We start from the raw sequence: 14,138 nt of genomic DNA, 5'->3' as shown, positions 1-14,138 counted from the left end.
TATCTTTAGAATCGATGGGAGATGAATAAAAAATAATATCTTTATTCATCAAGATAAAATCACAGATGAAATCGATAAAATTAACACAATTATTTTTTTTACTACTTCTTTCTATCTTTTGTGTAAATCTGTTAAATGCGCAAAAAGCATTATACAATAACAAAGAAATAGATCCTGTAGATCTGGTTAATCCATTGATGGGAACGGATTCTAAATATGAATTATCGAATGGGAATACTTATCCTGCAATAGGATTACCTTGGGGAATGAATTTGTGGACAGCTCAAACAGGAAAAAATGGAAACGGGTGGCAATATCAATATGGAGCGGATAAAATTAGAGGATTGAAACAAACGCATCAACCTTCTCCGTGGATGAACGATTATGGGCAATTTTCTTTAATGCCAACAACCGGTTCTCCTGTTTTTGATGAAGAGAAAAGAGCGAGTTGGTTTTCTCATAAGACAGAAATCGTAAAGCCTTATTATTATTCGGTTTATTTGGCAGATTATGATGTTGTAGCAGAAATGACACCAACAGAACGAGCGGCAATTTTTCGATTTACGTTTAATCAAACAGATCAGGCTAATGTTGTGATTGATGCTTTTGATAAAGAATCGTTTGTTAAATATATTCCTGAAAAAAATCAAGTGATAGGATATTCTACCCGCTATTCGAGAGGAAGTTTGAAGAACTTTAAAAATTATTTTATTATTCAATTCGATACCCCAATCAAAGAAGTAACCGTGTTTGATAACGGTAGAAAAATAAGCAAGAATGAAATTTTGAGTAAACACGCAGGTATTGTGGTAAGTTTTGGTCAACAATCGAAATCAAAACCTATACTGGCAAAAGTGTCTTCTTCTTTTATAAGCGATGAGCAAGCAGTTCTAAATTTGAAAGAGTTAAAAAATGATTCATTTGATCAGGTTGCGAAAAAAGGACGAAAAATCTGGAACGAAAAGTTAGGGCAATTAGCAATAGAATCAGATAATTTAGATGAAATGAGAACGTTTTATTCTACCTTATACCGAACACTATTTTTTCCAAACAAGCTTTATGAAATAAATGAACATAATAAAATCGTTCATTACAGTCCGTATAATGGTGAAATCTTACCGGGCTATTTGTTTGGAGGTACAGGATTCTGGGATACATTTAGAGCGCTTTATCCATTTCTAAATTTAGTTTATCCTTCAATTAATGTTGAAATGCAAGAAGGATTAATTAATGCCTACAAAGAAGGTGGTTTTTTACCGGAATGGAGTAGTCCCGGCTATGCCGATATTATGATTGGGAACAATTCGGCCTCTGTAGTTGCTGATGCGTATTTGAAAGGGTTGCGTGGTTACGATATTAAGATACTGTATGAAGCGTTGCTTCATGGTGCAAATCATGAAGGTCCTATGAGTGCTGTTGGTAGAAAAGGAGTTGAATATTACAATGAATTAGGGTATGTACCTTATGATGTTGGAATTAATGAAAATGCAGCTCGTACGTTAGAATATGCATATGATGATTTTACAATTTATCAGTTAGGAAAAGCTTTAGGACGTCCAAAGGTTGAAACTGATTTATATAAACAACGAGCGCTGAATTATAAAAACCTGTTTGATTCTTCGACTGGTTTTATGAGAGGGAAAAATAAGAATGGAGAGTTTCAGTCGCCGTTTAATCCATTGAAATGGGGAGATGCTTTTACGGAAGGGAATAGCTGGCATTATACATGGAGTGTTTTTCATGATGTACAGGGTTTAATTGATTTGATGGGTGGTGATGAGAAATTTGTTTCGAAATTGGATAGTGTATTTACTCAACCTCCCTTATTTGACGATTCGTACTACGGACAAGTCATCCACGAGATTAGAGAAATGCAACTCATGAATATGGGGCAATATGCACACGGAAATCAACCAATTCAACATATGATTTATTTGTATAGCTATGCAGGAAAACCGTGGAAAACACAATATTGGGCTAGAGAAGTAATGAAAAAACTTTATTCAGCGGTGCCAGATGGTTATTGCGGGGATGAAGATAATGGCCAGACTTCTGCTTGGTACGTATTTTCGGCTTTAGGACTTTACCCTGTTTGTCCTGCTACAGATGAATATGTGATAGGTTCACCTTTGTTTAAGAAGGCAACAATTCATTTAGAAAATGGAAAAACAATTCAATTCGTTGCGGAGAATAATTCGGAAGAAAATGTTTACGTAAAATCCATTGAAGTGAATGAAAAAAAATATTCTCAAAATTTCTTCAAGCATACAGAATTGTTAAAAGGTGCAAAGATTGAATTTAATATGAGTAGTAAACCGAATAAGAATCGTGGAATCGGGCTGGAAGACCGCCCTTATTCACTTTCTGTGCATGATAAATAGAAAAAGCTCAACCTATACGGTTGAGCTTTTTAACTGGTTGAATATTTTAAGCTAGAGGTTTGCGAACAACCGGTAAAATTTCACCTTTCTCTAAGCAATATTTTTGAACTTCTTCTGAGGGTATTTGCTTAGTGTAATCCACTTTTTCTACACTAAATCCTACGTCTTCCAAACGTTTGTAATAATCTAAACCGTAGACACGTACGTGATCATATTGTCCAAACTTTTCTTTTCGTTCTTCTTTTGTTGTTACGGTAGGATCTTCGTATGTTACATCTCTCTGATACGAAATCGGAACTTGAAAAATTCCCCAGCCACCAGGTTTCATGACGCGAAATAATTCGCTCATCGCTTTGTGGTCATCAGGAATATGTTCTAAAACATGATTACAAAAAACAATATCAAATGTATCGTCACCAAATGGTAAATCACAGATATCTGCTTTTACATCAGCTAAAGGTGATTCGATATCGCTTGTAATGTATTCAATATTTTTCATGGCACGAAAACGCTTAATGAAAGATTGTTCCGGTGCAATGTGTAAAACTTTTGCCTTTTCAGTAAAAAATGAGGTTTCATTTTTTAAGTATAACCACATCAGACGGTGTCTTTCTAAAGAAAAAGTTCCCGGAGAAAGAACATTGTCGCGTTGTTTTTCGTAACCATAGGGTAATAAACTGTAATAACCTTGTCCATCAATAGGATCGACGAAACGATTCCCTTTCATAAACCAAACTAAAACAGGGCGAATAATATAACTACCTTGTATTAACAATGGACGAGGTAGAATATTCATGATTTTTTTTAAAAGCTTTTTCACAAAAGTTTTCTTAAAGTTTGAATAAAAAAGGTTTTTCTTCGTCAGATTCGATACCTAAAGCATCGTAAATAAATTGATAAGTTGATAACAATTTAGGTTCACCATCTACAACACAAACGTCATGTTCGAAGTGAGCCGAATATTTATCATCACGAGTTGTAACGGTCCAGCCGTCCGGATGAAAGAAAACTTTTTCTGTCCCCATATTAACCATTGGCTCGATAGCTAATACCATTCCTTCTTCAATTTTTTTACCGGATCCGCGGCGACCATAATTTGGAACCTGAGGATCTTCGTGCATTTTACGGCCTAATCCATGTCCTACTAATTCGCGAACAATTCCGTAGCCTTCTTTTTCACAATGTTGTTGAATGGCAAAACCAATGTCTCCGATACGATTCCCTTTTTTCATTTGTTCAATTCCTTTGAACATTGATTCTTTTGTAATGCGTAATAATTTTTCTGTTTCTGCATCAATTTCACCAACAGCAAATGTGTAAGCGTGATCTCCATAAAAATCATTCATGTAAACCCCACAATCCACTGAAACGATATCACCTTCATGAAGAGGTTTGTCGTTTGGAATGCCGTGAACGACTTGTTGATTTGGAGAAATACAAAGGTTTTTTGGAAAATCATACATGCCTAAAAATGCAGGATATCCACCATTATCACGGATAAATTCTCCACCTAATTTATCTAAATGATTGGTTGTAACACCAGGTTTTACTTCTTTGGCTAATATACCCAAAGTTTTAGAAACTAGTTGAGCACTTAAGTACATTAGTTCTAACTCTTCTTTACTCTTTAAATGTATCATAATCCGAAAAATCCTCTTTTCTTTTTCTTTTCAGGTGCTTTTTTTCCATTGTCGTGTAGATTTAATTCAATCTTTTTTGTGATGATTTGATAAACATCACTCCAACCGGGAAAACCTCCTAAATTTCTGTCGTCGATAAAGATATCGGCATTTATTTTACGACTTTGTGTATTTTTATCAAAATCTTCTCCATCGAAACTATTGTTAATGGCGTAAAACTCAATTCCATTTTTTTTACAAAATTCGACTGCTTCGTCTAAAGCTTTTCCGCTTCTATATGTCCATAATGTAAGGCGATAACCATCATTTTGTAATTGACGCATTGTTTCGAAAGCAAAAATCTTAGCTTTTCCAATCTCAGGATATTTATCATCTACAATTGTTCCGTCAAAGTCAACTGCAATAATTTTATTAATCATTCTATATTAAGTTATAAGTTAGTTTCTATTTTATTTACAAGAATGTTTCCGGTCATTTCAGCAGGAATTTCAATTCCCATTAATGTTAAGATGGATGGTGCAATGTCTCCAAGTTTACCATGTTTGACATTCCATTCAATCTCTTTTTGCGCTAAAATAAACGGAACCGGATTTGTTGTGTGTTGTGTGTTTGGAGAACCATCTTCGTTCATCATAAAATCAGAATTTCCGTGATCTGCTAAAATCACAACATTGTAGCCATGTTCTAAGGCCGTATGGACAATTTTTTCTGCACAAGAATCAACCACTTCTGCCGCTTTTATAGCTGCAGTCATTACACCTGTATGTCCAACCATATCAGTATTGGCAAAGTTGAGACAAACAAAATCGGCAGATTCTTTTTCGAGTTCAGGTACAATTGCATTTGTAATATCGTAAGCTGCCATTTCCGGTTTCAAGTCGTAAGTAGCAACGTCTCTTGGAGAAGCACATAAAATACGTGATTCCCCCTCGAAAGGTTCTTCTCGACCGCCATTGAAAAAGAATGTAACATGCGGATATTTTTCTGTTTCCGCTATGCGAATTTGTTTCCGACCGGCATTTGCAATAATCTCACCTAAGGTGTTGACAATATTTTTTTCATCAAAAATAACTGCTACTCCGGAATAGGTAGCATCATATTCTGTTAAAGTGATGTATTGCAGCTTCAATTTATGCATTCCAAATTCAGGAAAATCATGTTGTGTTAAAACTTCTGTGATTTCGCGTCCACGATCTGTTCTAAAATTAAAACAAATGACTACATCATCACTTTCTATTTTAGCTTTTGGTTGACCATTTTCATCTGTTACAATAATTGGTTTGATAAACTCATCTGTCACGCCTTCATGATAAGATGAACGAATAGCTTCTAATGGATTTGTAGTTGTTTTACCGACTGCGTTTACCATTGCATCATAAGCTAATTTTACACGTTCCCATCGTTTATCACGGTCCATTGCATAGTAGCGACCTGTAATTGAAGCAATCTCTCCGGTTGATTTGACCATATGATTCATCAACTCTGAGATGAATCCTTCACCGGATTTTGGATCAGTATCGCGACCATCTGTAAATGCATGAACAAAAACGTTATGATGTAACCCAGATTGATTTGCTGCATCCAATAAACCTTTCAAATGGTTAATGTGCGAATGGACACCACCATCAGAAACTAATCCGATGAAATGTACTTTTTTATTGTTTTGTAAAGCATATTGAAAAGCATCTTTCAAGATAGGTTCATTTTGTAATGTTCCATTTTCTACCGCCATATTGATGCGAACTAAGTTTTGGAAAACAACACGTCCGGCACCCAAATTCATGTGTCCAACCTCAGAATTTCCCATTTGACCTTCTGGTAAACCCACAGCCAATCCGAAAGTATCTAAAGTAGAATGAGGAAATTTTTCGAAACAACTATCTATAAAAGGTGTGTTAGCTTGAGCGATTGCAGAGACAGCAGGATTTGGTCCAATACCCCAGCCATCTAAAATCATTAATATTGCTTTATTATTCATCTGTCTTGTAATAATTAAGCCCAAAGATAAGCATTCCTTGGGCTAAAAGTTTATTTTTTTATGAGGTTTAATTTGCGACTTCACTGATGAATTTGATACGCATCAAACGCAATTCTTCATCATCATAATCATCACCAAATTCTTCCAATAATGCCGACATTGAATCCGAGTCAGATTCCATCAAGAATTCATAAATTTCTTCTTGTTGATCCTCATCTAATACTTCGTCAATGTAATAATTGATATTTAATTTTGTTCCTTGATAAACGATACTTTCCATTTCTGAAAGTAAATCACTCATCGTCATATTTTTTGCTTCAGCAACATCTTCTAAATTCAATTTTCTATCTGTCGATTGAATAATGTAAACTTTGTGGCTCGACTTATCAGCGACTTGTTTAATTACCATATCTTCAGGACGGGTGATATCATTGTCTTTTACGTATTGTGCAATAAAATCAACAAATTCTTTTCCAAATTTCTGAGCTTTACCTTCTCCGACACCAAAGACATTTGTTAATTCTTTAACGGTCGTTGGGTATTGCATCGTCATGTCATCCAAGCTCGAATCTTGGAAAACTGCAAATGGAGGAATTTGATGTTTTTTAGAGATTTTTTTACGTAAATCTTTTAGTTGTTTTAACAAGATATCATCAAAAGCAACTGGCGCAGATGAAGTCTCTTCTTTATCAAAGCTACCTTCTGATAATAATTTTTTGAAATCAATATCTTCTGCTATTTCAAAAGAGGAAGGTTTATTGATGAAATCTTGTCCTTCTTTGGTGATTTTTAAAATACCATAAGATTCAATTTCTTTTTCTAATAAATTGCGAACAATTAGTTGACGTAAAATAGATTTCCAGTAATAATCTTCTTTTGCTTTCCCTATTCCGAAAAAATCTTCTGAGCTTAAATTATACGATTTTGTAATAGATGTTTCTTTTCCAACCAAAACATTTACGACATCATTTAATTTTAATTTTTGATTTGTTTTTCGAATAACCTGCAAAGCAGCGACAGCATCATCTTTTGCTTCAATCATTTTTTTAGGATTGCGCATATTGTCATCCATGTTTGCACCTTCTCCATTTTTATCGTCAAATTCTTCTCCAAAATAATGTAATAAGAATTTGCGGCGAGACATAGAAGTTTCTGCATAAGCGACAACTTCAGAAAGTAATTGCATACCAACTTCGCGTTCAGCGACAGGTTTACTTGCTAAAAATTTTTCTAATTTTTCGATATCTTTGTAATCATAGAAAGCGATACAAATACCTTCGCCTCCGTCGCGACCAGCACGACCGGTTTCTTGGTAATAACTTTCTAACGATTTTGGCATATCATAATGCATAACAAAACGCACGTCAGGCTTATCGATTCCCATTCCGAAAGCAATCGTTGCAACCACAACACTTGCGTCTTCCATCAAAAACATATCTTGATGTTTGCTACGGGTTTTGGCATCTAAACCTGCATGATAAGGAATAGCATTGATGCCGTTTACTTGTAACAGTTGAGTAATTTCTTCAACTTTTTTACGACTTAAACAATAAATTACCCCAGATTTACCCTCGTTTTGTTTGATAAATTTGATGATTTGTTTGTCTTGATCAACCTTTGGGCGGATTTCGTAAAATAGATTGGTACGATTAAATGAATCCTTAAATACTTTTGCACTTTGCATACCTAAAGTTTTCTGAATATCTTCTTGTACTTTAGGGGTTGCTGTTGCTGTTAAAGCAATAATAGGGGCATCACCAATTTTATTGATAATGGATTTCAGGTTGCGATATTCCGGACGAAAATCGTGTCCCCATTCAGAAATACAATGCGCTTCATCAATTGCAAAAAAAGAAATTTTCACTGATTTAAAGAAATCGATGTATTCTTCTTTTGTTAAAGATTCAGGTGCAACATATAGCATTTTTGTTACCCCATCTTTAATGTCAGTCATTACTGCTTTCGTTTCTGACTTATTTAAAGATGAGTTTAATACGTGGGCAATTCCATTATTTTCAGAAATTCCACGTATAGCGTCTACTTGATTCTTCATTAAGGCGATTAAAGGTGAAACAATAATCGCGACTCCATCTGACATTAATGCCGGTAGTTGATAACATAAAGACTTACCTCCGCCAGTAGGCATCAAAACAAATACATCTTCTTTATTAAGTAAGCTTGTAATGATTTCGTGCTGCTGTCCTTTAAATTGGTCGAAACCAAAATATTTTTTTAGGTAAGATGTTAAGTTTTTCGAAGTGGCTTCCATCTACACAAAAGACTAAAATTAATATTATAAATTAAATAGTTCCTATATTTGATAACTCTTAAATATACACATAAATTTTATATGATTTATATATAATTGAGTGTAAATAAAAAAGGAGAGTAAAAGTACGAAAAAATTTAAAAATAGACAATAGAAATTTTATTGTGGGAAATTCAGAATTAATACAAATAGCGCAAGGTGTTTTTCGAGAAGAAATTCAAGCGCTTGAAGCAATAGCTTCTCGTATTAGCGAGTCTTTTGTTGATGCGGTAAATGCGATATATAATACGAAAGGGAAATTGGTGGTTGTAGGAGTAGGAAAGAGTGCACATATTGCAAATAAAATTGTGGCTACATTAAATTCTACAGGAACTCCAAGTCAATTTTTGCATGCAACAGAAGCTATTCACGGCGATTTAGGTCTTGTAAGACCAGAAGATGTTGTAATTTGTATTTCGAAAAGTGGTAATACACCAGAAATTACTTATTTAGCTCCAATTCTTAAACAATATGCTTCCGTTTTAATTGGCTTAACATCAAATTTGAAATCAGAATTAGCAAAACATTCGGATATCGTTTTAGATGTTCATGTAGATAAAGAAGCTTGTCCGGTTAACTTAGCTCCAACAACTTCTACAACAGCACAATTGGTAATGGGTGATGCTTTAGCGGTTGCTTTGATGAAAATAAGAACTTTTACACAAAATGATTTCGCGAAATACCATCCCGGAGGGGCTTTGGGAAAACGTTTGCTGTGGACGGTAGAAAATATTGTTGATCCGGAAAGAAAACCTTTTGTATCTCCTGATTCTTCAATAACAGAAGTGATAAATTCGTTAACTTCCGGTCGACATGGAATTACAGTTATTATAGATGGAGATAAAATTGTTGGGGTTATTACTGATGGAGATTTGCGCCGAATGTTGCTAAATAATGAAACATTTAGTCATTTGAAAGCAAAAGATATCGCATCAATGTATCCAAAAACAATTCAGAAATCTGAAAAAGCGAGAGAAGCTTTAGCAATTTTACGGCACAATAGTATTGGACAATTGGTGGTGGTAGATGAAGAAAATCATTATTATGGTATTCTGGATATCCACTCAATCTTAAATGAAGGAATTGAATAAGCGTATGGCAAACAAGTCAAAATCAAGTATGTCTTTCTTGGCTCATGTAGGTGAGTTAAGAGGTCATTTGGTTCGTTCCATTTTATCAATAGTTGTGACATCAATAGTTGTTGCACTTTATTGGGACGAATTGGTTGATCATGTAATTATGGCGCCTTTAAAATCGACTTTTCCAACTTTTGATGTCTTTAATAAGTTTGGAGAATTTACAGGATTTGGTAAAATTTATACCGAATCATTTGATATTTCAAAAGACTTGACGAATCTTAATCCGTCAGGGCAAATTACGTCTCAGTTCTTTGCTGTAATCGTATGCGGAATTATTTTAGCAATTCCTTATATTATTTATGAAATATGGCGGTTTATAAAACCGGCGCTGAAAGAAACAGAACGTAAATATGCGAGTTTTACAATTTTTGCAGTGTCATTTTTCTTTGTAACAGGAGTCTTGTTTAGTTATTATATGTTGTTGCCATTGTGTACACAATTCTTGTTTACTTATGATCCGTTTGGAGTGGGAAATACATGGACTTTGCCAAGTTATATTGATTTATTTGTTCAATTGTTATTGTCGATGGGAGTTATGTTTTTGATGCCTGTCTTTGTGTACTTTTTAACAAGTATAGGAATTCTTACCCCTAAATTTTTAAAAGAATACCGCAAACATGCTTTTATCGTCGTATTGGTGATTGCAGCTGCAATTACACCAAATGATGTGTATAGTATGATTTTAGTAACCATTCCGCTTTGGTTATTGTATGAATTGAGTTTAGTCATTTCGAATTCAGTGTATAAAAAGCAATTGAAAGCGAAAAATAATGAGTTAGTAAAGAATTAACAATGTTATGCTTGCATAATAAAATAAATTAGTTATTTTTACATAAAAGAAAAAGTAAACACAAAATTATGAAGATATTAGTTTGTATTAGTAGTGTTCCAGATACTACAGCAAAAATCAACTTCACAGCTGACGGAAAATCATTTGATAAAAATGGCGTTCAGTTCGTTATTAACCCGCATGATGAATTTAGTTTAAATAAAGCAGTAGAATTACAAGAGAAACAAGGAGCTACTGTTACAATTTTGACTGTAGGAGACGCTACTGTAGACCCGGTAATGCGTAAAGCTTTGGCAATTGGAGCGAATGATGGAATTCGTATTGATGCTGATGCTCGTGATGATTTTTTCGTAGCAACACAAATTGCAAAAGCTGCCAAAGAAGGTGGTTTTGATTTGGTTTTGACAGGAAAAGAATCAATTGATTACAACGGGGGGGCAGTACCAGGATTAGTTGCAGCCATGTTAGATTACGGTTTTGTAAATGGATGTATTGGTTTAGAGATTGAAGGTTCTTCTGCTAAAGCTGTTCGCGAAATTGATGGAGGAAAAGAAACGGTAGAAGTTACTTTACCAGCGGTTATCGCAGGACAAAAAGGTTTGGTAGATGAAGCTGCACTTCGTATTCCTAATATGCGTGGAATTATGCAAGCACGTACAAAACAAATTAATGTTGTCGCTCCGGAAGCAACAGAAACGAAAGTTGAAGTTGTTGGTTACGAAAAACCAGCTGAAAGAGGAAATGTCACTTTAATTGACAAGGACAACGTAGCGGAATTGGTAAGATTATTACACGAAGAAGCTAAAGTAATCTAAATTATTCACCTAAAAAGAAATTAAAAAATGGCAATTTTTGTATACGCAGAGTCACATGACGGAAAATATAAAAAAGCAGGATTAGAAGCGGTTTCTTACGCAAAAGCTACAGCTGATGTTGCAGGAGATACTGTAACAGCTATCGTTTTTGGAAATGCTGCTGCTGACGAATTATATAAATATGGAGCATCTAAGGTGGTTAAAGTCCAGAATGATGCTTTAGCAAAATTTGATGCAAATTCTTATGCAAAAGCATTAGCTGAAGTTGCTCAGGGAGATGTTGTAGTTTTACCATCAACAAATGAAGGCGCTACAATTGCACCGGTTTTAGCATCCAAAACAGAAGCTTCTTTGGTTACAAATGTAGAAAAGGCACCTACAGCTGTTTCTCCATTTACAGTTGCAAGAAAAGCTTTTTCAGGAAAAGGAATTGAGACAGTTGCAGTTTCAGGAAAAGTAGTTGTAACAGTTTTACAAAATGCTTTCGGAACAAAAGAAAATGCAGTTGCCGGTTCAGAAGAGTCGGCTTCAGTATCAGTTTCTGATGCAGATGCTAAAGTAAAAGTTGTTTCAACTGAAATGGCTTCTTCTGATAAAATTGATTTGAAAGAAGCTGATATTGTAGTTTCTGCAGGTCGTGGAATGAAAGGCCCTGAAAACTGGGGAATGATAGAAGATTTAGCAAAAGTTTTAGGAGCTGCTACAGCTTCTTCTAAACCTGTTGCTGATATCGGATGGAGACCTCATGCTGAACACGTAGGACAAACAGGTAAAGCAATTGCACCAAATTTATATATTGCAGTTGGTATTTCTGGAGCTATTCAACACCTAGCAGGGGTGAATGGTTCTAAAACAATTGTTGTAATCAACAATGATCCGGAGGCGCCTTTCTTTAAAGCAGCAGATTACGGAATCGTAGGAGATGCTTTTGAAATTGTTCCTAAATTAACGGAAGAGTTAAAAAAATATAAAGGTCAAGCTTAATCATTTTAAGTTGATCAATTCAATCCGAATCATTTAGATGATTCGGATTTTTTTTATTGATTAAAAAAAGATTAAATATTCACTAGTTTTTCATAGATTTACGCCCAAATGGACAATTTAATTAGATTAAATATTAAAGGAATTTCTTACAGTCAAACTCAGACAGGAGCTTATGCTTTAATCTTAGAAGAAAATGTAGGAGGAAGAAAGTTGCCGATAATTATTGGGAGCTTTGAAGCACAGTCAATTGCGTTGGCACTAGAGAAAGATATTAATCCGCCTCGTCCATTAACACACGATTTATTTGTCTCGTTAGGAAAAGAATTTCATCTTAATGTAGATTCTATTTATATCTACAAGTTAGAAGATGGTGTTTTTTACTCAAACATTGTTTTTCTGAATGAAGATGGCAATCGTGCCGAAATTGATTCGAGAACCTCTGATGCAATTGCGTTAGCTGTTCGTTTCAATGCACCTATTTATGCTTATGAAAATGTTGTAGAAAAAGCTGGAATTCATTTGGACGTTATAGAAGAAGAAGAAAATATACGTCGTGCAGCAAATAACTTCGAAGATGATTTAGATATTCTTGCAGGTCTAGAAAATGATTTGTCCGATGTCAATGAATATGAAGGATGGACAAAATCTGAACTTGAATCTGAGATGGAAAAGGCTGTGAAGAATGAAGATTATGAGTTGGCTGCCCGCCTTCGTGATCAAATAGATAACATGGGAAACTAATAACTATTTCAAATAATTATGTCTGTAAAGCTTAGACTTACAATCATGAGTTTCCTAGAGTTTGCGGTATGGGGAGCATACCTCACTTCAATGGGAAATTACTTAGGATCAGTTGGATTAGGTCCAAAAATTGGTCTTTTTTATGCGATGCAAGGTATTGTATCAATTTTTATGCCCGCAATTATGGGTATTGTAGCAGATAGATGGATTCCTGTACAACGCTTGTTAGGATTAAATCATTTATTCGCTGCGTTTTTTATGTTTGCAGCCGGTTATTATGGAATGACAGCTGGAAATGATGTAGATTTTACGACGATCTTCGCTCTTTATTCGGTTAGTGTGGCGTTCTTTATGCCAACAATTGCACTTTCTAATTCTACAGCCTACACAATTTTAAAACAAAATAATTTAGACACGATTAAAGCATTTCCTCCAATTAGAACATTTGGTACAGTTGGTTTTATTGTTGCTATGTTATTTGTGAACTTTTCCGGATTTAAAGAAGGTATTTTTGGATTTAACTTTTCAAGTGATCCAACATTCGTAAGTTTTCAATCCAATTATTACCAATTCTTTGTATCAGGAGTTTTAGGAGTGATCTTATTTTTGTACAGTTTTGTATTGCCTAACTGCCCTGTGAATAGAAGTTCTGAGAAACAATCTGTTTCTGATGCATTTGGATTAAAAGCTTTTGCCTTGTTTAAAGATCGCAAAATGGCAATTTTCTTTGTATTTTCGATGTTGTTGGGAGTTTCACTACAAATTACAAATGGATATGCCAATCCATTTATTACAACATTCAAAGATATTCCGGAATATGCAAATACATGGGGTGCAAGTAATGCGAATGCGTTGATTTCATTATCACAAGTATCAGAAACATTGTGTATTTTATTGATTCCATTTTTCTTAAAACGTTTCGGAATTAAAATCGTTATGTTAATGGCAATGGTTGGTTGGGTATTACGCTTCGGATTATTTGGATTAGGAGATCCGGGTTCCGGAGTTTGGATGTTTATTCTGTCAATGATTGTTTACGGAATCGCATTTGATTTCTTTAACGTTTCAGGTTCTTTGTATGTTGATAGAGAGACAAATGAAGAAATCCGTTCTTCTGCACAAGGAGTTTTTATGATGATGACAAATGGTTTTGGAGCGACAATCGGAATGTTAATAGCTCAATACATTGTAAACTATTATGTTTTTAGCAAAACAGATTTGGTTGATCAATTACAAGGCTGGAGACATTCTTGGTTTATTTTTGCCGGATATGCATTGGTTGTAACCATATTATTTGCCATAATATTTAAATACAAACATAATCCAAACGAAACACAAGAAGTTAAACACTAAACTGTTAAA

Annotated in this window: 12 protein-coding genes; 7 read left to right on the top strand and 5 right to left on the bottom strand. The window is 34.6% G+C overall.

All coding sequences use genetic code 11. The features are described from left to right. Positions 1 to 65 precede the first annotated feature (65 nt). A complete protein-coding gene (locus tag H277_RS0108320; RefSeq protein WP_019975129.1) occupies positions 66 to 2,381 on the top strand; it encodes a GH92 family glycosyl hydrolase in 2,316 nt (771 codons plus the stop codon). 46 nt (positions 2,382 to 2,427) lie between these two features. Here the strand turns inward: H277_RS0108320 and H277_RS0108315 are convergent, their stop codons facing one another. From H277_RS0108315 to recQ, 5 genes are all read right to left on the bottom strand, one after another. Beyond that, positions 2,428 to 3,177, bottom strand: coding sequence for a class I SAM-dependent methyltransferase (locus tag H277_RS0108315; protein WP_019975128.1), 750 nt, complete (start codon positions 3,175 to 3,177; stop codon positions 2,428 to 2,430). Between the two features lie 34 nt (positions 3,178 to 3,211). Further along, positions 3,212 to 4,021 (bottom strand): type I methionyl aminopeptidase, encoded by an 810-nt coding sequence (map, locus tag H277_RS0108310; RefSeq protein ID WP_019975127.1) that lies wholly within the window; start codon positions 4,019 to 4,021, stop codon positions 3,212 to 3,214. After that, on the bottom strand, positions 4,018 to 4,440 hold the full coding sequence (locus H277_RS0108305; protein WP_019975126.1) for a BT0820 family HAD-type phosphatase: 423 nt from the start codon (positions 4,438 to 4,440) through the stop codon (positions 4,018 to 4,020). The genes map and H277_RS0108305 overlap by 4 nt, the downstream gene beginning before the upstream one ends. Before the next feature lie 11 nt (positions 4,441 to 4,451). Beyond that, positions 4,452 to 5,999 (bottom strand): 2,3-bisphosphoglycerate-independent phosphoglycerate mutase, encoded by a 1,548-nt coding sequence (gpmI, locus tag H277_RS0108300; protein ID WP_019975125.1) that lies wholly within the window; start codon positions 5,997 to 5,999, stop codon positions 4,452 to 4,454. Positions 6,000 to 6,066: 67 nt separating this feature from the next. Continuing rightward, positions 6,067 to 8,268: a DNA helicase RecQ gene (gene recQ / locus H277_RS0108295; protein ID WP_019975124.1), complete on the bottom strand. Its 2,202-nt coding sequence runs from the start codon at positions 8,266 to 8,268 to the stop codon at positions 6,067 to 6,069. Positions 8,269 to 8,432: 164 nt separating this feature from the next. Here recQ and H277_RS0108290 point away from each other — a divergent pair, with 164 nt between their 5' ends. The 6 genes from H277_RS0108290 to H277_RS0108265 all read left to right on the top strand — a co-directional run bounded on the left by H277_RS0108290 (position 8,433) and on the right by H277_RS0108265 (position 14,129). After that, the gene (locus tag H277_RS0108290; RefSeq protein WP_019975123.1) at positions 8,433 to 9,398 is read left to right on the top strand and encodes a KpsF/GutQ family sugar-phosphate isomerase; all 966 of its coding nucleotides are present in this window, start codon (positions 8,433 to 8,435) and stop codon (positions 9,396 to 9,398) included. Continuing rightward, the gene (tatC, locus tag H277_RS0108285; RefSeq protein ID WP_019975122.1) at positions 9,382 to 10,236 is read left to right on the top strand and encodes a twin-arginine translocase subunit TatC; all 855 of its coding nucleotides are present in this window, start codon (positions 9,382 to 9,384) and stop codon (positions 10,234 to 10,236) included. Before H277_RS0108290 ends, tatC begins: the two co-directional genes overlap by 17 nt. A 68-nt stretch (positions 10,237 to 10,304) precedes the next feature. Beyond that, the gene (locus H277_RS0108280; protein WP_019975121.1) at positions 10,305 to 11,051 is read left to right on the top strand and encodes an electron transfer flavoprotein subunit beta/FixA family protein; all 747 of its coding nucleotides are present in this window, start codon (positions 10,305 to 10,307) and stop codon (positions 11,049 to 11,051) included. A gap of 27 nt (positions 11,052 to 11,078) precedes the next feature. Next, the gene (locus H277_RS0108275; protein ID WP_019975120.1) at positions 11,079 to 12,035 is read left to right on the top strand and encodes an electron transfer flavoprotein subunit alpha/FixB family protein; all 957 of its coding nucleotides are present in this window, start codon (positions 11,079 to 11,081) and stop codon (positions 12,033 to 12,035) included. A 108-nt stretch (positions 12,036 to 12,143) separates the two neighbouring features. Then, a complete protein-coding gene (locus tag H277_RS0108270; protein WP_019975119.1) occupies positions 12,144 to 12,776 on the top strand; it encodes a bifunctional nuclease family protein in 633 nt (210 codons plus the stop codon). 18 nt (positions 12,777 to 12,794) lie between these two features. Beyond that, positions 12,795 to 14,129 (top strand): MFS transporter, encoded by a 1,335-nt coding sequence (locus tag H277_RS0108265; RefSeq protein WP_026357491.1) that lies wholly within the window; start codon positions 12,795 to 12,797, stop codon positions 14,127 to 14,129. Positions 14,130 to 14,138 lie beyond the last annotated feature (9 nt).

It is taken from the genome of Empedobacter brevis NBRC 14943 = ATCC 43319 (assembly GCF_000382425.1).
GTDB classification, from domain to species: Bacteria; Bacteroidota; Bacteroidia; order Flavobacteriales; family Weeksellaceae; genus Empedobacter; species Empedobacter brevis.
The sequence above is the reverse complement of the archived record's forward strand: the minus strand, read 5'-3'. Positions and strand labels throughout refer to the sequence as shown.

Bases quoted from the DNA above. Each gene is read 5' to 3' on its own strand.
- H277_RS0108320 (WP_019975129.1), top strand. From the start codon at position 66: ATGAAATCGATAAAATTAACACAATTATTTTTTTTACTACTTCTTTCT.
- H277_RS0108315 (WP_019975128.1), bottom strand. From the start codon at position 3,177: ATGAATATTCTACCTCGTCCATTGTTAATACAAGGTAGTTATATTATT.
- map (WP_019975127.1), bottom strand. From the start codon at position 4,021: ATGATACATTTAAAGAGTAAAGAAGAGTTAGAACTAATGTACTTAAGT.
- H277_RS0108305 (WP_019975126.1), bottom strand. From the start codon at position 4,440: ATGATTAATAAAATTATTGCAGTTGACTTTGACGGAACAATTGTAGAT.
- gpmI (WP_019975125.1), bottom strand. From the start codon at position 5,999: ATGAATAATAAAGCAATATTAATGATTTTAGATGGCTGGGGTATTGGA.
- recQ (WP_019975124.1), bottom strand. From the start codon at position 8,268: ATGGAAGCCACTTCGAAAAACTTAACATCTTACCTAAAAAAATATTTT.
- tatC (WP_019975122.1), top strand. From the start codon at position 9,382: ATGAAGGAATTGAATAAGCGTATGGCAAACAAGTCAAAATCAAGTATG.
- H277_RS0108280 (WP_019975121.1), top strand. From the start codon at position 10,305: ATGAAGATATTAGTTTGTATTAGTAGTGTTCCAGATACTACAGCAAAA.
- H277_RS0108275 (WP_019975120.1), top strand. From the start codon at position 11,079: ATGGCAATTTTTGTATACGCAGAGTCACATGACGGAAAATATAAAAAA.
- H277_RS0108270 (WP_019975119.1), top strand. From the start codon at position 12,144: ATGGACAATTTAATTAGATTAAATATTAAAGGAATTTCTTACAGTCAA.
- H277_RS0108265 (WP_026357491.1), top strand. From the start codon at position 12,795: ATGTCTGTAAAGCTTAGACTTACAATCATGAGTTTCCTAGAGTTTGCG.